Here is a 23215-nt window from a genome sequence, read left to right as displayed (position 1 = left end):
TAGACGCTGATTTCCTGCAGGCAAAAAAAAGCCGACTAATCTAAGTCGGCGTCGTACGAATCAATTGTGCTATGCAGTAATTCAAAAAAGGAAGTAAGACAATATGGAGCGCAACGCCCATCGCTTGACGTTGCATTCACCTGCGAGAGAGATATTGCCCCGAATAGGTAGATGGTTTATTGACTTCGCTCAAAAACCAGGACGTTTTCATGCGCAAAAGTCACTAAAAAACGTTGTTGTTACAACCATTTACTACGATGCAACCATAAAGTAACACCACCAATCAGGACCACTAACAGAATACAAAAAAGTGAGAAGCCAAACTGCCAGCCGCCGCCAGGGATACCGCCAAGGTTAACGCCAAACAGCCCGGTTAAAAATGTGCTGGGAAGAAAAACCATTGCCATCAATGACATTGTATACGTTCGGCGAGCCAGAGACTCCTGCATAACCTGCGCAATTTCATCCGCCATAATACCGGTCCTGGCAATACAGGCATCTATTTCATCCAGCCCTCTCCCTAGCCTGTCAGCGATATCCTGCATCCGCCGCCGATGGTCGTCGGTCATCCAGGAAAAACGTTCGCTCGCCAGCCGGGAATAGACATCGCGTTGAGGCGCCATATAGCGGCGCATCACAATTAACTGCTTACGCAGCAATGCCAGGAAACCACGCGGCGGAATCTGCTGATCGAGCAGGTTATCTTCCAGATCGATAATCTTATCGTGCAGTTGTTCGATAAACTCACTGGCATGATCGGTTAATGCATCGCAAACATCCACCAGCCAACTACCACAATCAGCCGCTCCCGTGCCTTCCTGGAGATCGCTGACCACATCATCCAGCGCCAAGACTTTACGCTGACGTGTTGAGACAATCAGACGTTCATCCATATATAAGCGCATCGCAACCAGTTGGTCAGGTCGCTCGTCGGTGCTGCCGTTAATACAGCGCAGCGTAATCAACGTACCTTCCCCTACTCGGCTTACGCGTGGGCGCGTGCTTTCACCCGCCAGCGCATCACGCACGTTATTGGGAAGTAAAGGCGTTGTCGCCAGCCATTGCGCGCTTTCAGGATGGGTATAATTAAGATGCAGCCAGCAGGGATGTTGACTGTCGATAACATCGTTATCTTCCAGTGGTTTCACCCCACCACGGCCATCCAACAGCCAGGCAAACACGGCATCCGGCACATTAACATCCGTTCCCTTAATGGCTTCCACAGCGCCTCCACAAACATTCAGCTTTTTTCGTTAGTCTAGCTGTCAGAATATGTTAAGCAATATCTCATTGTCCCATTGTGCTGAAATGATTCATAAAAAGTATCTGATAATAAGAAAAGCGCCGACGAATGCGGCGCTGGTTACGAGATGACCGTCTCAGGCCCGCTGGCGTCTCTCTGATTCAAGCGCATGACTTAAGCGAAATTTATGCGTTCGCGATTGAAGGTCAATCACCTGGTTTTTCAGGATACCTGATGAGTCAGAAAGCTCATCAACCATAATGGCATTACTTTGGGTGACGTTCTCCAGTTCGGCCAGAGCATGGGTAATTCTGATAATTCCTTTCTCCTGCTCCTGCGTAGTGGTTAATATCTCGCCCATCAGTTGGTTTAATTGCCCGGCCCCCCCGACAATATCATGCATGTTTTTCTCAGCTTCACGCACAATAGCAGCGCCTTGCTGAACATTTTGATGGGTTTGAGCAATCAGTTGCTTAATATTCTTAGCTGCATCTGCACTGCGGTGTGCAAGCATTCTTACCTCACCGGCCACCACAGAAAAACCTTTGCCATGTTCACCGGCCCTTGCAGCTTCCACAGCAGCATTCAATGCCAGAATATTGGTCTGGAATGCAATACCATCTATCAGCGTAATAATTTCTGTCATTTGCTGTGCGCATTCGGTGATTGAACGCATATTTGTCGCAACCTGCACCATTAATTCGCCACCTTGACGGGCGCATTGCGTGGCAATTGTTGCCTGGGCGCTGGCTATTTGCGTGTTATCAGCATTATTTCGCGTATTAACCGCTATTTCATCCATGTTGGCAGCCGTCTGCATTAATGCTCCGGATTGCTGTTCTGTTTTCACTGAAAGCTCGGCGCTGCGTTCCGCCAGCTGTTCAGAAAGCGTCATCGCCGTTTGCGAGGATGTCCTGATCTCATTAACGAGTGCTGAAATATTACTTGATAAGCTAGGTGATGCTGCCAACTTACTGATTTAGTGTATGATGGTGTTTTTGAGGTGCTCCAGTGGCTTCTGTTTCTATCAGCTGTCCCTCCTGTTCAGCTACTGACGGGGTGGTGCGTAACGGCAAAAGCACTGCCGGACATCAGCGCTATCTCTGCTCTCACTGCCGTAAAACATGGCAACTGCAGTTCACTTACACCGCTTCTCAACCCGGTACGCACCAGAAAATCATTGATATGGCCATGAATGGCGTTGGATGCCGGGCAACCGCCCGCATTATGGGCGTTGGCCTCAACACGATTTTACGTCACTTAAAAAACTCAGGCCGCAGTCGGTAACCTCGCGCATACAGCCGGGCAGTGACGTCATCGTCTGCGCGGAAATGGACGAACAGTGGGGCTACGTCGGTGCTAAATCACGTCAGCGCTGGCTGTTTTACGCGTATGACAGGATACGGAGGACGGTTGTGGCGCACGTCTTCGGTGAACGCACTCTGGCCACACTGGAGCGTCTTCTGAGCCTGCTGTCGGCCTTTGAGGTCGTGGTATGGATGACGGATGGCTGGCCGCTGTATGAATCCCGCCTGAAGGGAAAGCTGCACGTAATCAGCAAGCGTTACACTCAGCGCATTGAGCGACATAACCTGAATCTGAGACAACATCTGGCAAGGCTGGGACGGAAGTCACTGTCGTTCTCAAAATCGGTGGAGCTGCATGACAAGGTCATCGGGCATTATCTGAACATAAAACACTATCAGTAAGTTGGAGTCATTACCGATAAGCTATTGATGCCAGGAATTAGTCTACCCGCACAGTTATTACCAAACTCGGGAATACTGATTGCCAGATTCCCGGATGTTACCTCTTCAATGCTTCTTTTAACCGTATTAATCGGCATGACCAGATATTTCGTCATGTACCACCACAAACATAATATAGAAATAATGCTTACCGCATTAGTACCAATAATAATTTCTGGGGTAGCCGAAAAAATCATTTCAACAACATTGAGCGCAACCGCCGTAATGAGCAGAAATAAAATAATAAAGGTTCTGACGCTTATATCATTTAACATTTTAACCCTGTGCACCAAGAAATAACGTGGATGTTATTTTTATAGCATCTGCAATACAGATTTCCATTGCTCTGTGACGAAAGCTGAACTTTCAATGAGAGCCAGCAGACCTTTTACTTAAGTCAATAAATTACACTACCCATTCATAATAGTTCAGCACTTTATCCCGGCAATGGCGGTAATGTTCCCCACCATCAGATTATTGTGATGGCGAGCACGTGACGAGCATAAAACACACAGAAACATAATTTTTATGAATACTTATATAAGTAATGGCTTGTCATTTTCAATATCTTGCTCTTCGCTCTAATACTCATTGTAAAAACACAAGAACATTCCTGGTTTTATCAGGTTAACTGGACAAAACCTGCTAGATTTATCATCACGGCTTTTTTTCGATAGGTAGCAAGATGTTGCACGTGTCGTGGGACCCTGTATTGATTGGGATTTCCTTTGTTGTCGCGTTTATTGCCTCCTTTATTGCCCTCGACAGTGCGGGTAAGGTAGCAATCTCCAGCAAACGTGAATCTACCTTCTGGCGGCTATCTGGCGGCGCTACGCTGGGTATGGGGATCTGGTCGATGCATTTTATCGGTATGCTGGCCATGAAAATGACTATGCCGATCAATTATCACCTATCACTCACCGCGTTTTCGTTCTTTATTGCGCTCATTTCTGCAACCCTCGCCATCAATATCGCTATTTCCGGTAATACGCTATCAACAAAACGACTGGTCATTGCCACCAGCATATTGAGTGCCGGCGTTGTCACGATGCACTACGTTGGCATGTATGCCATTATCGAACATGTGGCCATCTCATGGGATCGCTCGCTGATTTTGCTCTCTGTGATTATTGCCGTCGTTGCGTCTGGCGTAGGTTTATGGCTCGCCTTCCATTTACGCCAAAACACTCGTCGTGTACTGATTAACCGACTTATTGCTGCCCTTATTATGGCGCTGGCAATTGCTTCTATGCATTACACCGGTATGGGAGCGGCAACGTTCACCCATTTTGGACACACTGCGCACGATGGGCTCAGTACGCTGGAACTCTCTGTCTGGGTCTGTGCCGTCACGCTAATTATTTTGGGTATCATGCTGGTCGTCTCGATGGTGGATTCACAACTGCGCACTTCCCGACTGGCTGACAACCTGCATCAGTTGAACTGCCAGCTTGAACATCAGGTCCACTTCGACGCGCTGACGGGACTTGCTAATCGAACGCAAATAGATACCCGCTTACAAGCCTGCCTGCGGCATTCCAAATTGCATCAACAGCATTTCGCGTTGGTATTTATCGACCTCGATCGTTTTAAAGTCGTTAACGATACCTGGGGGCATCACATCGGCGATCAACTGCTGATTGCCAGTACACAGCGTATCTACAGTTGCCTTGATGACTCAATGACGCTGGCAAGACTGGGGGGAGATGAATTTATCCTGCTGGTCCCAGACTGCAACCAGCAGGCTATCTCCGCCTTGCTTGCGCAAATTTCAGATGCGATCGGTGACCCCTTTACCTTATTCGGTCATACCATTCGGGTTTCGTTAAGTGCGGGAAGCAGTATTTATCCCGAACATGGCTCGACTCTGCATGAGCTAAAAGTGAAGGCTGATATGGCGATGTATCATGTCAAACAGGCGGGCAGAAACGGCTGGGCTATTTATAGTCCCCAGATGGAAGCTATCGCTGATACGCCGCCGACATTTCTACAGGAACTTTCACAAGCGCTTGAACGCAACCAGTTTGAGCTATGGTATCAGCCTAAATATACCGCCGGAGATCATTCTCTGACTGGTTTTGAAGCGTTATTACGCTGGCATCATCCGGAGCGCGGCATGCTGCTACCGGCTGAATTTCTGCCTGCGCTGGAAGAAACGGGCCTGATTATTCCCGTCGGCAAATGGGTTATCCAACAGGCATGTTTGCAGTTGCATCAGTGGACATTACAAGGGAATACAGAATGGACGCTCGCCGTTAACCTCTCCCCCGCTCAGTTTGAACAGCATGATATTATTGATGTTGTTTGTAACGCCCTGGCGCAATACCAACTTTCACCTGCCTGTCTCACGCTGGAGCTCACGGAGAGCACTGCACTTAAAAATTTAAAACGCAGTATTGAAATCCTGAATGCTTTTTCGGCTTTGGGGATCACCGTTTCTATTGATGATTTCGGCACTGGTTATTCAAATATATTGATGTTGAAGTCACTTCCGGCACGGGAATTAAAAATCGACAGGATATTTGTCAAAGATATTAGCGAGAACAGTAAAAATACAAAAATTGTGTCTACCATTATTGACATAGCTCACTCCATGAATATGCGCGTGGTGGCTGAAGGAATAGAAACCCAGGAGCAGGAATTACTTCTTACCCAGATGGGATGTAGCATGCTGCAAGGTTTCCTGTTTGCAAAACCGCTGCCAGCGCATAAGATTCATGAACTGATCCAATCAGAAAACAGCATCAAACAAAAGCCAGTCGTACAACCCTTGTCTCACCGACAATCAATAACTTTGTGAGACTGTAATATCTAAAATATTCGCCATTAAACGGGCAACACAGCAGATAAAGATAACGGGATTATCGATGAGCACAACCGAGCTGCATTCACTGGATTTGTTAACCTTTCCGGTGTGGATTGTTTCGCCACAAACCGAAGAACTGGTGTTCGCTAATATCGTTGCACGTGAGTTAATGCGGGATCTCTGTTTTTCCCCACTGCGCAAGGGCATATTCTCAACGCATTCTCAAAATGATTTAACCATGTATCTCAGTGACTTGAGCAATCATCATCACGTTGTTGAGATCCTCACGGTTTACCGCGATGGTGAGGAAATCGCGTTGGCCAGCCGCCTGTCCATTAAATCTCTGCCGGGCGTGGGGGATGTTATCCTTTTCGAAGGCATTGAAACGCCTACTGCGCAAGGTCTGAAAGCCAGCCGTTCAGCAACTTATCAACGAAAAAAACAGGGCTTTTATGCGCGTTTTTTCCAGACCAACTCCGCGCCAATGTTACTGATTGATCCGTCCCGCGATGGCCTGATCGTTGATGCAAACCTCAGTGCCCTGAATTTTTATGGTTACAACCTTGATGTGATGTGCCAGAAACATACCTGGGAGATCAACATGCTGGGCCGCCATATATTGCCGGTGATGCATGAAATCGCCCATCTGCCCGGCGGCCATAAGCCTTTGCACTTTGTCCATAAACTGGCAGACGGCACCTCACGTCATGTACAAACCTACGCCGGACCGATTGAAATTTACGGTAATAAACTCATGTTGTGCATTATTCATGACATTACCGAACAAAAACGGCTGGAACAGGAGCTTGAGCATGCCGCTCTGCGTGACCCTTTAACGGGATTACTTAATCGCCGACATTTTTATCAGGTAACCGAGCCGGAGCAGACGCATGCGGTATCATTGACGCAGGACTACAGCCTGTTATTGATCGACATCGATCGTTTTAAAAGCATTAACGATCTCTTCGGTCATTTAAAAGGCGATGAAGTGCTTTGTGCTCTGGCCCGCACACTGGAATCCTGTGCACGAAAAGACGATCTTATTTTTCGCTGGGGTGGTGAAGAATTTGTGCTGCTGCTGCCGCGAACCTCGCTGGATGTCGCCCTCAATCTTGCAGAAGTGATCCGCGCAACGGTAGCCAAGGTTACTCTCCCTGGTCTTCCCCGCTTTACCGTCAGCATTGGCGTTGCGCGGCACGAAACGAACGAAAGTATTGATGAATTATTCAAACGCGTGGACGACGCGTTGTACAAAGCCAAGCACGAAGGCAGGAACAGAGTACTGGCCGCCTGATGAATACGTTGATCAGCGGCTGCGCTTAGCGTGACGCTCCCAGTTTTCCTGTTTTGCCTGCGCGGTTTTACGTAATGCCACATAGCATGCCCCGCTGCCGCCGTGATGCGGCAAAGCGGCGCAGTAGGCCTGGACGTCATCAAATTCTGTCAGCCAGCGCGCCACATAGCTGCGAACAATATTGGCATGAGCGTTATCGTCACGCCCCTTACCGTGTATCACTAGCACATTACGTAATCCATCTTGCTGTGCCTGCAGAATAAAACTGAATAGCATCTGGCGGCATGTTTCTACGGGCTGGCGGATGAGATTAAGGCTCGCCTGCTGCGGATATCTTCCGGTTCGCAGTTTGTCAGTCACGCCGTGCTGTAAACCTTCGCGACGAAACTCAAGCGGCTCGTTCAACGGGATAATATCGAGAAACCCCGTCGTGAGAAAGTTATCCAGTTGAAGCGTATCGATACGCGCCGGAGTGCGGATATTACGCGTTGGCTGCCAGTGTACATCGGCGCAGCCCTTCAGTGGTTGGACATCCCCCATAGCATCCAGAAACAGCGAAGCATCATCAAGATTCATGTTTCTTCCTCCAGCGAATTACGACGAGCATTATCATAACCGCGCACTATTATACCGACAACGGTTTACGATTATTTCCAATAATTCACCTGGCTCGCTCCGCTGAAAAGATCTACTCACGACATACAGATATCCGTTTTTAGGGGTATAGCTGCAACTGTTGCTGCCGTGATAATGTGTAACCTCGCCTGAACGCTGTAATGAGAGAAACGGATGCTGAACTTACTGGAAGATACCATCGACACGCCGCTGGGCCCGCTGTGGGTTATTTGTGATGAGCAATTTCGCCTGCGCGCGGTGGAATGGGATCAGCACCGCGATCGCATGGAACAATTGCTGGATATTCATTACCGCACAGAAGGTTATCAGCGTATTACAGCCAAAAACCCTGGCGGATTAAGCGATAAACTGTCGGAGTATTTTGCCGGGAATCTCAGCATTATTGACACGCTGGAAACGGCAACGGCTGGCACGCCTTTCCAGCGTGAAGTCTGGCAAGCATTACGCACTATCCCGTGTGGGCAAGTCATGCACTATGGTCAACTGGCCGAACAGTTAGGGCGCCCCGGTGCAGCAAGAGCCGTCGGTGCGGCCAATGGCGCCAACCCGGTAAGCATTGTGGTCCCCTGCCATCGCGTCATTGGGCGTAACGGCACCATGACTGGATATGCTGGCGGCGTGCAGCGAAAAGAGTGGTTATTGCGTCACGAAGGTTATTTGCTACTCTAGATTCCAGGCAATTAATGCCTTATTCGTCACACTTTCGCATAATGTGACCACAAATTTAATGCGGTTAATCAAGGAGTTACAAACATTCATTCCGGTTATACCTGAATTATTCTCTATTGGGAGTAGCTCAGGCTTACGTGCTCACCAAAAAGATGTTAAAATTGACAAATATCAATTACGGCTTGAGCAGACCTATGATCCCGGAAAAGCGAATTATACGGCGCATTCAGTCTGGCGGTTGTGCTATCCATTGCCAGGATTGCAGCATCAGCCAGCTTTGCATCCCGTTCACACTTAACGAGCATGAGCTTGACCAGCTCGATAACATCATCGAGCGCAAAAAGCCTATCCAAAAGGGGCAAACGCTCTTTAAAGCAGGTGATGAACTTAAATCACTCTACGCTATCCGCTCCGGAACGATTAAAAGCTATACCATTACCGAACAAGGCGATGAGCAAATTACCGGCTTCCATCTGGCGGGTGATCTGGTCGGTTTTGACGCGATTGGCAGCGGACATCACCCGAGCTTTGCCCAGGCGCTGGAAACCTCAATGGTTTGCGAAATTCCTTTCGAAACCCTTGATGACCTGTCCGGAAAAATGCCGAATCTGCGTCAGCAGATGATGCGTCTGATGAGTGGCGAAATCAAAGGCGACCAGGATATGATCCTGCTGTTGTCGAAGAAAAATGCAGAAGAGCGCCTGGCGGCCTTTATCTACAACTTGTCTCGCCGCTTTGCCCAGCGCGGATTCTCGCCTCGTGAGTTCCGCCTGACCATGACCCGCGGCGACATCGGTAACTACCTGGGTCTGACGGTTGAAACCATCAGCCGCCTGTTGGGTCGTTTCCAGAAAAGCGGTATGCTGGCAGTGAAAGGCAAATACATAACTATTGAGAATAGCGACGCGCTGGCAGTTCTTGCTGGCCACACGCGTAACGTTGCGTAATCTTTCCGCAAGCATTTCTGTTATCCTTCTGTCAAATCGCTAAATTTTCCCGATTTATTGATCTGGCAGGAGGTTCTCCCCTGTTTCAATCCACATTATTGGGTTACTCTTTTAATTACAAACTGCGATGACAGTTGTAAGGAGACCCTGTATGGCTATGTATAAAAATATGCTGGTCGTCATCGATCCAAACCAGGACGATCAACCAGCATTACGGCGAGCTGTTTATTTGCATCAACGGATTGGTGGCAAAATTAAAGCCTTTTTGCCAATCTATGACTTTTCCTACGAGATGACTACCCTGCTGTCGCCCGATGAGCGTACGGCAATGCGTCAGGGGGTCATCAGCCAGCGAACAGCATGGATCCGTGAACAAGCAAAATACTACATCGAAGCAGGGATCCCTCTTGAAATTAAAGTGGTATGGCATAACCGTCCCTTTGAAGCCATCATCCAGGAAGTCATTAGCGCTCAGCATGACCTGGTCCTCAAAATGGCACACCAACACGACCGCCTCGAAGCCGTAATTTTCACGCCTACCGACTGGCATTTATTGCGCAAATGTCCAAGCCCGGTATGGATGGTTAAAGATCAGCCATGGCCTGAAGAGGGCAAAGCGCTGGTTGCGGTGAACCTCGCCAGTGAAGAGCCTTATCACAACGCGCTCAATGAAAAACTGGTCAAAGAGACGCTGCAACTAGCAGAACAGGTTAACCATACTGAAGTGCATCTGGTTGGCGCCTACCCTGTTACGCCAATCAATATCGCAATTGAACTACCTGAGTTTGACCCCAGCGTTTATAACGACGCGATCCGTGGACAGCATCTGCTGGCCATGAAGGCGTTGCGCCAGAAATTCAGTATCGATGAGAAAGTGACGCACGTTGAAAAAGGATTGCCTGAAGAGGTCATTCCTGATTTAGCCGAGCACTTGCAGGCGGGTATTGTGGTACTGGGTACCGTCGGTCGTACCGGTATTTCTGCCGCGTTCCTTGGTAACACCGCTGAACAGGTTATCGATCACCTACGCTGCGACCTGCTGGTCATCAAGCCGGATGAATATCAGACGCCAGTTGAACTGGATGATGAAGAAGACGATTAACCACACAACTCAATGCCGGATGGCGATCTCATCCGGCATAACAAACGCTTAGTGTTGCTCTTCGCCGCCGAGGAAATAGATTCCCAGCGGGATAGCCAACAGAATCGTAAACACCATGCTGTAGACACAAATCATTGCCGATTGAATGGCGTACATTGAAGCGGTCCAGTCGGATAGCGGAATGTCATACTGTTCAATCACACCACCGATCGTCGCTCGCGTCACGACCGACGCTGCGATAATAAACACCCCAAGCAGGCACAACAGAAACTTCCGTCCCTTCGCTGTCTTCAGCTTAGCCATGATCATAGTACTGTCCTTTTGCAGATGAAAACCTTGTTACTTTGCGCTAACAATACCATGACATCAACTGACTGTCTGCTACATAAACCGCTTTCAGGGTGGATACCAGCGCTATTTCGCCGAAAATAGCGCTAATTGCATTATATATCTCCCCTATGGATTAATGATCTGACCGCCAGAACTGAGTAAAATATTCGAGGATTAGGATATCAGAAGATATTTCACTACCACGGAGCTGTTGGAAGAATCATGATCGCTGAACTGTTTATAAATAATGCGTTTAATTTGACGGTAATTCTCAGCTGCTGTGCCGCGCTGGTTCTGATGAGCGTCTGGTATCATCGTGGAGAGCGTCGCTGCAAAGGATTCATATTTCATGCCGCGCAATTTCTTGTCTATGCCATTATCATCGGGACGTTAGGCAGTATTGCTAATAACGTTATCGAAAATTACAGCCTGAAATTTATCTCCTCCAGCGTGGTCGACTTTATCTGCACCTCGTTGATTGCGCTGATCCTTACCATCAAACTTTTTCTGGTAATTAATCAGTTTGAAAAGACGCAGATTAATAAAGGCAGAGATATCACCAGCGCGAGGATCCTGTCGCGAATCATCAAGATTACCATCGTGGTTGCCATCATTTTGCTGTATGGCGAACATTTCGGTATGAGCTTATCCGGCCTGTTAACCTTCGGCGGCATCGGCGGTATCGCTGTAGGTATGGCAGGCAAAGACATTCTGAGCAACTTTTTCTCAGGGATTATGCTCTACTTCGACAGACCCTTTAGCATCGGCGACTGGATCCGCTCCCCGGACCGCAATATTGAAGGTACAGTTACGGAAATCGGCTGGCGAATGACCAAAATAAACACCTTCGATCATCGTCCGTTATATGTCCCGAACTCGATTTTCTCCTCTATCAGCGTAGAAAACCCAGGAAGGATGACGAATCGCCGCATCAAAACGGTGATCGGGTTACGATATGAAGATGCTGATAAAGTCAGTGCCGTTGTCGAGTCGGTCAGACAAATGCTGCAAAACCATCCGGGAATAGACCAGAAACAAACCCTGCTGGTTTATTTTAATGAATTCGCCGATTCATCGCTGAATATCATGGTGTATTGCTTCACGAAAACCACCGTGTGGGAGAAATGGCTTGCGATACAGCAGGACGTTTATTTAAAGATTATTTCGATAGTCAAGGCAAACGACGCCGACTTTGCGTTCCCCAGCCAGACGCTGTATGTGGATAATCCTGAAGTATCGCCATCGACACACTAACAAAAGAAAAGGCGCGGAAATCCGCGTCTTTTTTCTGCACTTATTTCAATGAGGCAATATCAATGACAAAGCAGTACCAGCGCCAGCGTTGGAATATACGGATTCAGGTCATGTAGATACGGAACTGTATCAATAATCAGCTCAAACTGATTCACTTCGGGCATCGGATTCTTTACCTGCAGAACGCGTGCCCCGCACAGCTCAGGGGAGCAGGTTGTACTCAGCGTCGCTTACCGGTTCAAGCCACTCGTTCGATGCGCCAGCGGCCGGGATTTCCACAGCGATATGGGCAAACCAGCTATCACGCGCAGCACCGTGCCAGTGTTTCATTCCCGCCGGGATGTGTACGACATCACCAGTTTTCAGTTCGCGCGCCGGTTGATTCCACGCCTGATACCAGCCTCTGCCGCCGGTCACCAGCAAGATTTGTCCCCCTTGATGATGGATATGCCAGAAGTTACGACAGCCCGGCTCAAATGCTACGTTACCAATGACCACGCCTTCCATGGAGAGCATAGTCAGATAGCTGTCGCCAGTGAAATATTTCGCATACGCTTCATTTTTCTCTCCGCGAGGAAAGACGCTGTTACCATCAAATTGTTGATTCATAATCTCCGCGCCGGCGCTGGAGACGGTATTCCGTTGATTTTGCATTTCGACTCTCCAAAACGGTGGCAGCACGCGCCACCGGATGCTGAAAACTATAAAAATTATAGAGACTCGACAGGCGGGTGATTAGAGGTGAAAAGAAGGACAACCTTATGAATCATGCTCATCAATAGTCGGTAACAGGTACAACATTTCTACTGGAGATGGCGTGAAGCCTTAGGCCACAATTTCAATCAAATTGCCGTCAGGATCGCGTATCACCGCTTCGTAATAGCCATCACCGGTGGTGCGCGGGTCAGAAACTAATATCCCCTGTTCTTTTGCACGCATCGCCATGGCATCAACGTTTTCACTGCCGCCAACTGAAATGGCGAGATGCACCCAGCCTGAGGTGTTATTGTCGGGAGCATGGTTTGTCAGTCCAGGCTTAGTCATTAACTCAATCGCGATATCCTCACCAATTTTGACAAAATAGGATTCAAATCCTGGATTGGTTTTACTGCAGTATTTTTCGTTGATCTTTGCGTCAAAAAACGTGACCCAGAATTGAGCTTGTTGCTCAAGATCCCGTGTCCATAACGCCATATGCGCAACCTTCATAGCTAACCTCTTCTTGTTGTATCCAAACAATAGGTTCCCTAAAGGGATGTTGACATCGTGAACCATAATGCACAATTATGCTTGTTATTGCTCGATGTTTATTTCACTGGAGTATTGATGCTCGATTACGCAGCATTCCCTGAACAGCGCCAGGCGCTTATCTATCAGATCCTGCAGGAAAACGGCAGAGTCATCTGTTCCGAACTCGCCAGCAGGTTAGGCGTTTCGGAACATACAATCCGCCGCGACCTGCATGAACTGAGTAAAGATGGCGTGTGTAAAAAAGTCTATGGCGGCGCGGTCATTGCACTCCCTGAATCCGAAGACATCACCGTGCGCAAGAGTATTAATGTGGCGAAAAAGAGCAACATCGCGCAGAGATGCGCCCGGATGGTCAAATCCGGAAGCTGCATTTTTATCGACACGGGCAGTACTAATCTGGCGATGGCTGAAGCCCTACCCGCCGAGCTGGCGTTAACCGTGGTAACAAATTCCCCGGAGATTGCCGCCGTTTTACTAAAAAAACCACTGTTTGATGTCATTATGCTGGGCGGCACGGTGCAACGATCTTCTGGAGGGTGCGTGGGTGCCACCGCTATCTCGCAGGTGCAGGGCATTTTATTCGATCAGGGTTTTATTGGCGGCTGCGCGATGTCGCCTGAATCCGGCTTAACCGGATTTGATTACGCGGATTGTGAGTTCAAAAAAGCGGTGATCAAACAGTGTAATGAAACCATTGTCGCGCTGACGGCTGAAAAGATCCCGGCCGTCGCCCGTTATGTCGTTACCGAAAGTAGCAATATCGATGTAATTGTCGTCGAGGAAAATATCAGCAAAGAGTATGCCACGGCGTTTCAGGCGCACGACATTCGTATTTATACAGTGTAACCCATTCTATTGGGTGATACTTTTCCATTGCTTTCATGACTCACCTTCCCCACAGCCTTGCCTGTTCGGGAAATCGCCAATGCAACGTCCCGAACAGGCCAGCGATATCAGTGCTTCACAATATACATTGTGCGGCTATAAGCCACATCTTCAGGGTTAGTAATCGGATACCCTTTCAGCCACGGTTTAATTAAACGCCCGTTGGTGTACTGATAAATCGGCGCAATGGGAGCCTGTTCCATCAGAATGTTCTCCGCAGCGTTATAATCAGCATTGCGTGCTTTCTGCGTATTCTCCAGGGTTGCCTGGGTCAACACTTTATCGTACGCCGGATTATTAAAGCGGGAGATATTGCCCGTATGGGTTGATGTTAATAGCGACAGGAACGTAGATGGCTCATTGTAATCGCCCACCCACGAGGCGCGGATCACATCAAAATTACCGGTATTGCGGCTATCGATATAGGTTTTCCACTCCTGGTTTTGTAGTTTCACGTCAACGCCGAGATTTTTCTTCCACATAGACGCGACAGCAATAGCAATCTTCTGATGATTTTCAGAGGTGTTATACAGCAGCGTCAGTTTAAGTGGTTTCTGTGGACCATAGCCCGCCGCACGCAGCAGCGTTTTCGCCTGAGCGTTCAGCTCTTCCTGACTCATTTGCTCAAACGGTGAAGGTTCCGGCACAAACCCTGCCGTTACATCCGGCGTAAAATGCCATGCGGGCTTTTCGCCGGTACCCAGAACTTTCTCCGCCATCAGGCGACGATCGATAGTCATGCTGAGCGCCAGGCGCACGCGTGAGTCGGCAGTCGGTCCCTTCTGGGTATTAAAGGCATAGTAGTAAGTGCCAAGCTGCGGCGGGGTATAAACCTGGCCCGGGATGTCCTTCAACAGTTTCTGATACATGTTTTTCGGGAACGACTCGGTAATATCGATATCACCAGCAAGATAGCGCTTGGTCGCTGCCGATTCCTGGTTAATAGGCAGGAAGGTGACTTTTTGCAGCACCGTTTTGGCGTTGTCCCAATAATGCGTGTTCGGCACAACGTCCAGTTTTTCGTTCACCACGCGATCTTTGAGCACATAAGCGCCGTTACCAATTAGATTGCCTGGTTTGGTCCAATCTTTACCGCTCTCAACGTTAGCTTTTTGTACCGGATAGAAAGCAAAACTCGCCGTCAGATTAGCAAACCAGGGCAGCGGTTTATCCAGTTGGACCTTCAATGTACGCGCATCGATCGCGCTAACGCCGAGCTTATCTGGCGAGGCTTTTCCATCGATGATCGCCTGTGCGTTGTTAATACCCGCCAGCGCAGCAAACCAGGCAAACGGCGACAGCGTTTTCGGGTCAACCAGACGCTGCCAGCTATAGACAAAATCCTGCGCCGTTACCGGCGTACCATCTGCCCATTGCGCATTGTCGCGCAGCGTAAACGTCCAGATACGGTTATCGTTACTTTTCCACTGAGTGGCAACACCGGGCACGATCTCGCCCTTCTCATTCTGGTTGACCAGCCCTTCAAATAAATCACGAATAACCTGAATTTCAGGAAGCCCGACGGCTTTTGCCGGATCCAATGACGCCGGTTCGTCTTTGATATGACGCACCAGTTCTTGTTTTTCTGCCAGTACCGTTCCGCTGGGAACATCAGCAGCCCAGGATAATGAAATGCTGCTTACCAATAGCGCACAACAGGTTACTGAAACAGAATGCTGCATAAAATACCCTCAATTCCGGCTACTAAGTGAATGTGTAATTATTTGTATCGCCAGCAGGAAATGCAATTAACTTTCGACAAGGAAATAATATTACATCTGAAAAGATAAGTGTGTGAAAACGATTTGATTATCCATACATTTTGCACAACACTGCGAGTAACAATCCACGCATTCAGAGATGACTATGACCGTTACCCGACCCCGTGCCGAGCGCGGCGCATTCCCACCTGGAACCGAACATTACGGACGTTCATTATTAGGCGCGCCGCTAATCTGGTTTCCCGCAATGGCGGCCGATCGCGAAAGCGGTCTGATACTGGCAGGAACGCACGGCGACGAAAACGCATCGGTCGTCACCCTTTCCTGCGCATTGCGTACGCTTAACCCTTCCTTACGTCGTCACCATGTGGTGCTGGCGGTTAACCCTGACGGTTGCCAGCTCGGGCTGCGCGCAAATGCGAACGGAGTGGATCTAAACCGTAACTTTCCCGCTGCCAACTGGAAAGCGGGTGAAACGGTGTATCGCTGGAACAGCAGCGCAGAAGAACGCGATGTGGTGTTGTTGACCGGCGAAAATCCGGGCTCAGAACCAGAAACCCAGGCGCTGTGCCAGCTTATTCACCGAATTCATCCTGCGTGGGTGGTCTCTTTTCACGATCCGCTGGCCTGTATTGAAGATCCCAGGCGCAGCGAATTAGGCGCGTGGCTGGCGCAGTCGTTTGAATTACCTCTCGTCACCAGCGTAGGTTATGAAACGCCCGGCTCATTTGGAAGCTGGTGCGCAGACCTGAACTTACACTGTATAACCGCCGAATTTCCGCCCATCTCTTCAGATGAAGCGAGCGAGAAATACCTGCTGGCCATGTCCAATCTCCTGCGCTGGCACCCTAGAGATGAAGTTGTCCGGTCGTAAAATGCAGGCCCGGCTCCGCGTCGCTGGCAAGCCAGGTAGGGCCATCAAGATCGGCAAAGTTAACCTGCGGCGTAAGCGGTAACGCCGCGCCAATCGCCCGGGAAGTACACAACATGCAGCCCAGCATTAGCGCAAATCCCTGCTCGCGGGCTTCGGTTGCCAGCGCCAGCGCCTCCGTCAGGCCGCCTGTTTTATCCAGTTTGATATTGACCATTTCATAGCGCCCGTGCAGCGCTTTCAGGCTGCTGCGGGTGTGGCAGCTTTCATCTGCGCAGATCGGCAGCGGATGCACAAAATTTTCCAACGCGGCATCGTCCTGCGCTGGCAGCGGCTGCTCCAGCATCGCCACCCCTAAATCAGCCAGAAGCTGGCAGCGTGCCGCCAGACCTTCTGCCCGCCAGGATTCATTGGCGTCGACAATAATCGTGGCATCAGGGACTGCTGCACGAATAGCAACCATCCGCTCGCTAATCAAGCGCGCATCCAGTTTAACTTTTAGCAGTTTCGCGCCATTTTCCCACAGTGCAGCCGCACTCACCGCCATTTGTTCCGGCGTGCCAATTACCACGGTTTGCGCCGTCGTCACCACTTCCGCCAGTTCACTTCCCACCAACTCTGCCAGTGACAGTTGCTGTTGACGCGCACTCAGATCCCACAACGCGCAGTCCACAGCATTACGCGCGGCTCCCGCTGGCAGCAGCTTTTGCAGCTCTTCACGCGTCAGTCCATTTCCCAGTTGTGGGGCAATGCTCATAATTTGCGCCAGCACTGAGGCATCGCTTTCACCATAGCGCGGATACGGTGTGCACTCGCCGATACCCGTGACGCCGTTTTCTGCCACTTCAACCACCACCACATGCGCTTCGGTTCTGCTCCCACGGGCAATAACAAAGGGAGTGTGCAGCGGCCAGGCTTCCTCATATACCTTAACTGTTCTCATTTGCTTTCCTTAATGCAGTCCCTGAAGCGGATATCCGCAAATAGCGTTTGCCGTGTTAACTGCTGATGGCATAAACTAGCCTCGACGTTAACTATATGTAAACAGGAAGATAACCATGTCACAAACCGTTCATTTCCAGGGCAACCCGGTTACAGTTGCCGGCTCAATTCCTCAGGCTGGAAGCAAAGCTCAGGCTTTTACCCTTGTGGCTAAAGACCTGTCTGACGTTACGCTGGGCCAGTTCGCAGGCAAGCGCAAAGTGCTGAATATTTTCCCAAGCATCGATACCGGCGTTTGTGCGGCATCGGTACGTAAGTTTAACCAACTGGCGACAGAAATCGACAATACCGTCGTACTGTGCATTTCGGCCGACCTGCCATTCGCCCATTCACGTTTTTGCGGCGCGGAAGGTCTGAGCAACGTTATCACGCTGTCCACCCTGCGCAACGCAGAATTTCTGAAAAACTACGGCGTAGAAATCGCTGAAGGCCCACTGAAAGGTCTGGCCGCACGTGCCGTGGTCGTTATTGATGAAAATGACAACGTCGTTTTCAGCCAACTGGTCAATGAAATCACCAACGAGCCAGACTACACTGCTGCGCTGGACGTACTGAAAGCTTAAGCCACGTCTTGCACATACGGAGGTAATGAATCTGTTGCCTCCGGCGTATTGCTACGTTCACCTTATGTTTGTCACTTCTCTGAGGCAATACGACCTGTGAACGTGTTAAGGGTACTATCGCCGTACCCTTAACAATCCCGGCTCCCGGCTGGAAAATTGCCGCTCCGCGGTTCCCTCCGTTTATTCCTCCAGGCTACCGGGCCGGGCGCGAGGTAGCATCCCTGCAAAACGCGCCCTGAACCCGCATCCCTGCGGGTTCTCCCGGCCTTACGGAAACACGTCGGCAATTTTCAGCCGGACCAGCCCACACCTGACCTCCTGCACTTTTATTGGAATATATCTGAACAGCAAAACAGATTTAACTGGAAGTCAGTGCGCAGCAGCGATGACCCCGGTCCGGCTGAAAATCGATGAGGCGTTGACGGCTGACCGGGTCTGCCCGCAGGGATGCGGGCAGAGGGAACGGCCTGCAGGGACGCAGGCTCGGTCCCGACCCGACAGGCAGACGGCATAAGACGAATGAATCGCGCAGCGACGATTTTCCCGCCGGGAGCCTGGGTTGCAAGGGAGGCGGCGGTGAGCCTCCCTTGCACGTTCACAGGTATCTGCGCTTCAGAAAAGTAATACCACTGAGGTGAACGGAACCCTGAGCCGAAATCACATGTTCTCCATAATGCTTAACTGACAAGCATTACTCCGGCCAGGAGGCATTTTCATTTACCGCGTTACTCTTCGCTTTTTTTCTGCTGGCTCAGGCCGTATTCACGCAATTTGTTGGCAATCGCGGTGTGCGAAACGCCGAGGCGCTTGGCCAGTTTGCGCGTGCTGGGATAATTCATATAAAGCTGCGTCAGCACAGAGCGTTCAAAGCGGCTGGTAATTTCATCCAGCGATCCTTCCATCACCTCTTCTCCGACCGCAACCGTTGCCGCATCGTAATCCGGCAGTAAAATATCCTGCGGCCGCAGCTCATAGCCTTCAAGCTGGGTCAGCGCCCGGTAGATGGCATTTTTAAGCTGACGCACGTTGCCCGGCCAACCATAGCGGGTTAACACCGTGCTGAGATCGGCAGACAACTTCGGACGCGGCACGCCCTGCTCGTCGGCGAAGCGCGCCACAAACAGTTCGGTAAGCGGCATAATATCCTGCGGGCAATCGCGTAGCGGCGGCAGATTTAGCGTCAGTACATTCAGACGATAATAGAGATCTTCACGGAAAAGCCCTTTCTGCACCATTTCCACAAGGTTCTTTTGCGTCGCGCAAATCACGCGGACATCAACATGAACTTCGTGATCTTCTCCCACGCGGCGGAACGTGCCGTCATTGAGAAAACGCAGCAATTTGGTCTGCATACGCGGCGACATTTCACCAATTTCATCTAACAGAACCGAGCCGCCATTCGCCTGCTCAAAGAAGCCTTTTTTGCCTTCGGGGGCATGGCCAAACAACTCGCTTTCGACCGCATCTTCAGGAATTGACGCGCAGTTCAGCGCCAGATACGGCTTCGACGCACGCGGGCTTGCCAGGTGGCAGGCATGGGCAAAGAGATCTTTGCCGGTGCCGGTATTACCGGTAATCAGCAGCGGCGCACTCAGTGTCGCCAACTTACGCGCCTGTTCCACTACGTGTTTCATTTTGGCGCTGACGGCAATAATCTGGCTAAACGCGCTCAGATCCTGCGTAGTCATATTTTGCAGCTGACGCCCCATCCGGATGGTGGAGCGCAGCATGACAACAGCACCGGTCAGCATCTGCTCCTGATTTTCACCCTGCAAATGGACAGGCGTAATCTCCATCAGGAAGTTCTGTCCGTTAATTACGACATGCTCGCTATGAGAATCCTGCGGATTGCTTTCGAGCCAGCGCTGGAAGTTAAACCCATTGATTAACTGGGCGGCGGTATGATTGCGCATCCGATCCTGAGTGTGCGCGAAAAGCTGACAGCTCGCAGGGTTCGCCATCTCGATTTTGCTTTTCATATCCAGAGAAAGGACCGGTTCTGGTAACGCCTCAAGCAGCGCGCTCAGCGCAAGATGTTCACGTTCTGAAGGCATCCAGGGCACGGTACGCACATCCGTAACCCCTGAAATACGGCGGATTTCAGCCATCAGGCTACTGAAGTTGGTGAACTCCAGTTCCGCAAAATTGAGGTAAATCCGCCCGATGGGGTCAATCTCGATACCGCGTAAATCAATGCTTCTCAGCACCAGTAAATCGAGCAATTCGCGGGTCAGACCAAGTCGGTCTTCACAAAAGACTTCCAAACGCATAGGAACCTTCACCTGGACAAGGGATTATGTATTAAATGATAAGACAGTATTGGGTTTGCAGGAAGAACTCTGTCAACAAATATTGACAGCTCGCTGGAAAATCAGGCGCCAGGACGTAAAGTTAAACGACTGGCGCCCAATTTTTAGCTAACTTTCGCGCGGAGATTTGTTCTTTTGTAAGGTTTCTTTCACCTGACCAATCAGTTGACGGCGAAAATCGCCCAGTCGTGGCTTATCGTCATCGATCCACGGCAGCGGTCGGCAAAGTTCCATGGCTTTAATACCCAGACGCGCCGTTAATAATCCCGCGCCAATACCCTGCGCGGCACGCGTCGATAAGCGAGCGGCTAAATCCTGCGACATCCAGTCCATTCCCACTTCCCGCACCAGCTCACTGGCCCCGGCAAAAGCGATATTTAGCAGCACCAGGCGGAACAAACGCAGGCGGCTGTAATAACCGAGTTCAATGCCATACAGCGATGCGATGCGATTAATCAGCCGCAGGTTTCGCCAGGCAATAAACGCCATATCCACCAATGCCAGCGGACTGACGGCAATCATCAGCGTGGACTCCGCCGCTGAACGGCTAATCTCACGTCGGGCCTGCGCGTCCAGCACCGGCTGCACAAGATGGGCATACAGGCTGACGACTTCGCGATCGTTCTGCGTTTCATGAATTGAGGCATACCAGCGCTGTAGCGCCGGATGGGACTGATCGATACCCGCCTGCTGCGCCAGCTTTTCACAAAATGCACGACCTTTTCCGGTTCCATGGCTGTGGAGCAGATCTCGCGCTTCATCACGCTCGTGCGCACGCTGGCGCAAACGCCATAGCCGACGCCACTCGGTCGCAACCGATCCGACACCTGCGCCGATAATCAATGCGCCAGCGGCACATCCTCCCAGCGCAACCCAGTCCTGAGTCTGCCAGGCGTTCATGGTCCATTGTACGCCCTGAGCGACAACGCTCGCGCCAAACAGCGCCAACCCGCCCATTACCATTTTGCGCCACAAACTGCGTTTGGGGCGTAGGGCCGCATCAATGACGGCCTCAGCCTGACCTTCGTCTTGCAGAGGTTCATCCACTGTCGCCGGAGAAAAAGTCTGCGCCTCTGTTTCGTTGAACATCTGCTGCGCTTTAAACGCCGCGTTTTGTTCCACGTCCAGCGGACCTGAGAAATCGATACGCGGTTTTAACGGCTCGCTCATCGCAATTTATCTCCTATTAAAAACTCCATCGCGGCATCAAGACGAATATGCGGTAAGGGTTTATCAACATCCATAACCTGCGGGCGAAACGCTTCAAACTGAAAGCCCTGGCTGTCCCAGAATGCTTGTCCAGGTAAACGCGCGGGCACTTCCCCCGGATAAACGGTTAGCGGTTCACCATCGCTCAGACGATGACCACGCAGCGCCGGGATCTTTTCGCCTTTCACATCGATCAGGCCGCTGGTGGTTGCCTGTACTGATGCCAGTCCCAGACAATCCATGCTGATACCTTCGAACGCAGCGTTTTGCCAGGCGTCCTGGATCAACTGCTGCAATAACGACACCATATTGGCGTGCTGATCGACCGTGACGTGGTCGGCTTTGGTGGCGGCAAACAGCAGTTTGTCGATCACCGGAGAAAACAGCCGACGAAACAGCGTACGCTGTCCGTAATGGAAACTTTGCATCAGTTGGGTGAGCGCCAGACGCATGTCATTAAACGCCTGTGGCCCGCTGTTGAGCGGTTGCAGACAATCGACCAGCACAATCTGACGGTCAAAGCGCAGGAAGTGATTCTTATAAAATCCCTTCACGACTTTTTCACAGTAATAATTAAACCTGTCGCGCAGCATGCCCGCATTGGTGTGTTTGTCTGCCTGCGCCAGCTTCGATTCCCCCCAGACATCAACGTCCGGCCACGGGAAGAACTGCAGCGCAGGCGCGCCCGCCATATCTCCGGGCAGAACAAAACGGCCCGGCTGAATAAAATGCAGTCCCTGCTGCTTGCACTGGTGCAGATACTCCGTCCAGGCGGCAGCGATTTCCGCCAGACGGTTTTCATCAGCAGGCGCCAGCGGATCCAACCCCTGGCATAACTGCCGCCATCTTGCCGACCATTCGCCCCGCTGTCCCTGTAATAATCCGGTCATTTGCCGCGACCAGCTGAGATAATCCTGGGCCAGCATCGGTAAATCGAGCAGCCACTCCCCCGGATAATCGACGATTTCCAGGTACAGCGTGGAGGTGTCTTTAAAGTGGCGCAGTAAAGAATCATTGGATTTGTAGCGCAGCGCGAGGCGTATTTCACTCACACCGCGCGTAGGTGTCGGCCAGGTCGGCGGCGAGCCATACAGCTGCGCCAGTCCCTCATCATAGGTAAAGCGCGGAATACCAAAATCGCGTTGTGGAACCCGTTTAACGCCGAGCAGACGCTCTTCGCGCACGCAACTGAGCAACGGCAGACGCGCACCGGCATGAATATTGAGTAACTGGTTTACCATCGCGGTGATAAACGCCGTCTTACCGCTACGGCTAAGTCCGGTGACAGCCAGGCGCAAATGCCGGTCTACGCCGCGATTAACCAGCGAATTGAGTTCATTTTTAAGTCGCTTCATCGCCATCCCGTTTTGCTGAA

At 50.6% G+C, this 23215-nt stretch carries 21 protein-coding genes and 2 pseudogenes; 10 read left to right on the top strand and 13 right to left on the bottom strand.

From position 1 onward, the window contains the following. Positions 1-239: 239 nt before the first annotated feature. Together zntB and HV302_RS11940 are read right to left on the bottom strand one after the other, a co-directional pair. Entirely contained in the window at positions 240-1223 is a 984-nt protein-coding gene (gene zntB, locus HV302_RS11945; protein ID WP_016153198.1) for a zinc transporter ZntB, read from the bottom strand. Between the two features lie 156 nt (positions 1224-1379). After that, positions 1380-2198 (bottom strand): annotated as a pseudogene (locus HV302_RS11940) (methyl-accepting chemotaxis protein); the annotation flags it as partial. 56 nt (positions 2199-2254) lie between these two features. Here HV302_RS11940 and HV302_RS11935 point away from each other — a divergent pair. Beyond that, positions 2255-2952, top strand: a protein-coding gene (locus HV302_RS11935) for an IS1 family transposase (RefSeq protein ID WP_223429336.1) whose coding sequence is annotated in 2 segments (ribosomal slippage) — positions 2255-2504 and positions 2504-2952 — 699 coding nt in all. Because the reading frame shifts where the segments join, the coding sequence is not laid out codon by codon here. A 14-nt stretch (positions 2953-2966) separates the two neighbouring features. Here HV302_RS11935 and HV302_RS11930 read toward each other — a convergent pair. Beyond that, positions 2967-3266 (bottom strand): annotated as a pseudogene (locus HV302_RS11930) (methyl-accepting chemotaxis protein); the annotation flags it as partial. A gap of 410 nt (positions 3267-3676) precedes the next feature. Here HV302_RS11930 and HV302_RS11925 point away from each other — a divergent pair. Further along, positions 3677-5791 (top strand): putative bifunctional diguanylate cyclase/phosphodiesterase, encoded by a 2115-nt coding sequence (locus HV302_RS11925; protein WP_109017870.1) that lies wholly within the window; start codon positions 3677-3679, stop codon positions 5789-5791. A 67-nt stretch (positions 5792-5858) separates the two neighbouring features. Then, positions 5859-7091, top strand: a complete 1233-nt coding sequence (locus HV302_RS11920; protein WP_046274553.1) for a GGDEF domain-containing protein — start codon at positions 5859-5861, stop codon at positions 7089-7091. A 12-nt stretch (positions 7092-7103) separates the two neighbouring features. Here HV302_RS11920 and smrA read toward each other — a convergent pair whose 3' ends face one another. Beyond that, entirely contained in the window at positions 7104-7667 is a 564-nt protein-coding gene (gene smrA / locus HV302_RS11915) for a DNA endonuclease SmrA (RefSeq protein ID WP_053388543.1), read from the bottom strand. 213 nt (positions 7668-7880) lie between these two features. Between smrA and ogt the strand changes: the two genes are divergently transcribed. From ogt to uspE, 3 genes are all read left to right on the top strand, one after another. Beyond that, on the top strand, positions 7881-8396 hold the full coding sequence (ogt, locus tag HV302_RS11910) for a methylated-DNA--[protein]-cysteine S-methyltransferase (RefSeq protein ID WP_075848156.1): 516 nt from the start codon (positions 7881-7883) through the stop codon (positions 8394-8396). Positions 8397-8590: 194 nt separating this feature from the next. Continuing rightward, positions 8591-9343, top strand: a complete 753-nt coding sequence (gene fnr / locus HV302_RS11905; protein ID WP_003020397.1) for a fumarate/nitrate reduction transcriptional regulator Fnr — start codon at positions 8591-8593, stop codon at positions 9341-9343. 151 nt (positions 9344-9494) lie between these two features. Further along, positions 9495-10445, top strand: a complete 951-nt coding sequence (gene uspE, locus HV302_RS11900) for a universal stress protein UspE (RefSeq protein ID WP_016153204.1) — start codon at positions 9495-9497, stop codon at positions 10443-10445. A 48-nt stretch (positions 10446-10493) separates the two neighbouring features. Here the strand turns inward: uspE and HV302_RS11895 are convergent, their stop codons facing one another. Beyond that, on the bottom strand, positions 10494-10754 hold the full coding sequence (locus HV302_RS11895) for a DUF2534 family protein (RefSeq protein ID WP_003020403.1): 261 nt from the start codon (positions 10752-10754) through the stop codon (positions 10494-10496). Between the two features lie 243 nt (positions 10755-10997). Between HV302_RS11895 and HV302_RS11890 the strand changes: the two genes are divergently transcribed. Next, a complete protein-coding gene (locus HV302_RS11890; protein WP_181627373.1) occupies positions 10998-12029 on the top strand; it encodes a mechanosensitive ion channel family protein in 1032 nt (343 codons plus the stop codon). A gap of 201 nt (positions 12030-12230) precedes the next feature. Here HV302_RS11890 and HV302_RS11880 read toward each other — a convergent pair whose 3' ends face one another. Together HV302_RS11880 and HV302_RS11875 are read right to left on the bottom strand one after the other, a co-directional pair. Continuing rightward, positions 12231-12638, bottom strand: a complete 408-nt coding sequence (locus HV302_RS11880) for a cupin domain-containing protein (protein ID WP_181012498.1) — start codon at positions 12636-12638, stop codon at positions 12231-12233. 216 nt (positions 12639-12854) lie between these two features. After that, on the bottom strand, positions 12855-13238 hold the full coding sequence (locus HV302_RS11875; protein ID WP_181221773.1) for a VOC family protein: 384 nt from the start codon (positions 13236-13238) through the stop codon (positions 12855-12857). A 117-nt stretch (positions 13239-13355) separates the two neighbouring features. On the opposite strand from HV302_RS11875, the gene HV302_RS11870 reads away from it, so the two are divergent. Further along, positions 13356-14126 carry a DeoR/GlpR family DNA-binding transcription regulator gene (locus HV302_RS11870; protein WP_016153208.1) on the top strand — a complete coding sequence of 257 codons (771 nt, stop codon included), beginning with the start codon at positions 13356-13358 and terminating at the stop codon, positions 14124-14126. Positions 14127-14233: 107 nt separating this feature from the next. On the opposite strand, the gene mppA is transcribed toward HV302_RS11870, so the two are convergent. Further along, positions 14234-15847 (bottom strand): murein tripeptide ABC transporter substrate-binding protein MppA, encoded by a 1614-nt coding sequence (mppA, locus tag HV302_RS11865; RefSeq protein ID WP_016153209.1) that lies wholly within the window; start codon positions 15845-15847, stop codon positions 14234-14236. Between the two features lie 184 nt (positions 15848-16031). On the opposite strand from mppA, the gene mpaA reads away from it, so the two are divergent. Next, positions 16032-16760, top strand: a complete 729-nt coding sequence (mpaA, locus tag HV302_RS11860) for a murein tripeptide amidase MpaA (protein WP_016153210.1) — start codon at positions 16032-16034, stop codon at positions 16758-16760. Here mpaA and ycjG read toward each other — a convergent pair. Further along, on the bottom strand, positions 16735-17700 hold the full coding sequence (gene ycjG / locus HV302_RS11855; RefSeq protein WP_181627372.1) for an L-Ala-D/L-Glu epimerase: 966 nt from the start codon (positions 17698-17700) through the stop codon (positions 16735-16737). The genes mpaA and ycjG overlap by 26 nt on opposite strands. Before the next feature lie 115 nt (positions 17701-17815). Here ycjG and tpx point away from each other — a divergent pair, with 115 nt between their 5' ends. Beyond that, positions 17816-18322, top strand: coding sequence for a thiol peroxidase (gene tpx / locus HV302_RS11850; RefSeq protein ID WP_016153212.1), 507 nt, complete (start codon positions 17816-17818; stop codon positions 18320-18322). A 326-nt stretch (positions 18323-18648) separates the two neighbouring features. Here tpx and HV302_RS28020 read toward each other — a convergent pair whose 3' ends face one another. From HV302_RS28020 to HV302_RS11835, 4 genes are all read right to left on the bottom strand, one after another. Then, a complete protein-coding gene (locus tag HV302_RS28020; RefSeq protein ID WP_202048128.1) occupies positions 18649-18921 on the bottom strand; it encodes a hypothetical protein in 273 nt (90 codons plus the stop codon). Positions 18922-19047: 126 nt separating this feature from the next. Continuing rightward, the gene (gene tyrR, locus HV302_RS11845; RefSeq protein ID WP_016153213.1) at positions 19048-20592 is read right to left on the bottom strand and encodes a transcriptional regulator TyrR; all 1545 of its coding nucleotides are present in this window, start codon (positions 20590-20592) and stop codon (positions 19048-19050) included. Positions 20593-20739: 147 nt separating this feature from the next. Next, entirely contained in the window at positions 20740-21801 is a 1062-nt protein-coding gene (locus tag HV302_RS11840; protein ID WP_016153214.1) for a YcjF family protein, read from the bottom strand. Beyond that, a complete protein-coding gene (locus HV302_RS11835) occupies positions 21798-23195 on the bottom strand; it encodes a YcjX family protein (protein ID WP_181627371.1) in 1398 nt (465 codons plus the stop codon). The genes HV302_RS11840 and HV302_RS11835 overlap by 4 nt, the downstream gene beginning before the upstream one ends. Positions 23196-23215: the final 20 nt, after the last annotated feature.

It is taken from the genome of Citrobacter sp. RHBSTW-00859, from assembly GCF_013729795.1.
Classification (GTDB): Bacteria; Pseudomonadota; Gammaproteobacteria; order Enterobacterales; family Enterobacteriaceae; genus Citrobacter; species Citrobacter braakii.
This window is presented reverse-complemented; position numbering and strand designations above follow the sequence as displayed.

Bases quoted from the DNA above. Each gene is read 5' to 3' on its own strand.
- HV302_RS11875 (WP_181221773.1), bottom strand. From the start codon at position 13,238: ATGAAGGTTGCGCATATGGCGTTATGGACACGGGATCTTGAGCAACAA.
- HV302_RS11890 (WP_181627373.1), top strand. From the start codon at position 10,998: ATGATCGCTGAACTGTTTATAAATAATGCGTTTAATTTGACGGTAATT.
- HV302_RS11925 (WP_109017870.1), top strand. From the start codon at position 3,677: ATGTTGCACGTGTCGTGGGACCCTGTATTGATTGGGATTTCCTTTGTT.
- ycjG (WP_181627372.1), bottom strand. From the start codon at position 17,700: ATGAGAACAGTTAAGGTATATGAGGAAGCCTGGCCGCTGCACACTCCC.
- mpaA (WP_016153210.1), top strand. From the start codon at position 16,032: ATGACCGTTACCCGACCCCGTGCCGAGCGCGGCGCATTCCCACCTGGA.
- tpx (WP_016153212.1), top strand. From the start codon at position 17,816: ATGTCACAAACCGTTCATTTCCAGGGCAACCCGGTTACAGTTGCCGGC.
- uspE (WP_016153204.1), top strand. From the start codon at position 9,495: ATGGCTATGTATAAAAATATGCTGGTCGTCATCGATCCAAACCAGGAC.
- HV302_RS11895 (WP_003020403.1), bottom strand. From the start codon at position 10,754: ATGATCATGGCTAAGCTGAAGACAGCGAAGGGACGGAAGTTTCTGTTG.
- mppA (WP_016153209.1), bottom strand. From the start codon at position 15,847: ATGCAGCATTCTGTTTCAGTAACCTGTTGTGCGCTATTGGTAAGCAGC.
- ogt (WP_075848156.1), top strand. From the start codon at position 7,881: ATGCTGAACTTACTGGAAGATACCATCGACACGCCGCTGGGCCCGCTG.
- tyrR (WP_016153213.1), bottom strand. From the start codon at position 20,592: ATGCGTTTGGAAGTCTTTTGTGAAGACCGACTTGGTCTGACCCGCGAA.
- smrA (WP_053388543.1), bottom strand. From the start codon at position 7,667: ATGAATCTTGATGATGCTTCGCTGTTTCTGGATGCTATGGGGGATGTC.
- HV302_RS11880 (WP_181012498.1), bottom strand. From the start codon at position 12,638: ATGAATCAACAATTTGATGGTAACAGCGTCTTTCCTCGCGGAGAGAAA.
- HV302_RS11835 (WP_181627371.1), bottom strand. From the start codon at position 23,195: ATGAAGCGACTTAAAAATGAACTCAATTCGCTGGTTAATCGCGGCGTA.
- HV302_RS11840 (WP_016153214.1), bottom strand. From the start codon at position 21,801: ATGAGCGAGCCGTTAAAACCGCGTATCGATTTCTCAGGTCCGCTGGAC.
- HV302_RS11870 (WP_016153208.1), top strand. From the start codon at position 13,356: ATGCTCGATTACGCAGCATTCCCTGAACAGCGCCAGGCGCTTATCTAT.
- fnr (WP_003020397.1), top strand. From the start codon at position 8,591: ATGATCCCGGAAAAGCGAATTATACGGCGCATTCAGTCTGGCGGTTGT.
- HV302_RS11920 (WP_046274553.1), top strand. From the start codon at position 5,859: ATGAGCACAACCGAGCTGCATTCACTGGATTTGTTAACCTTTCCGGTG.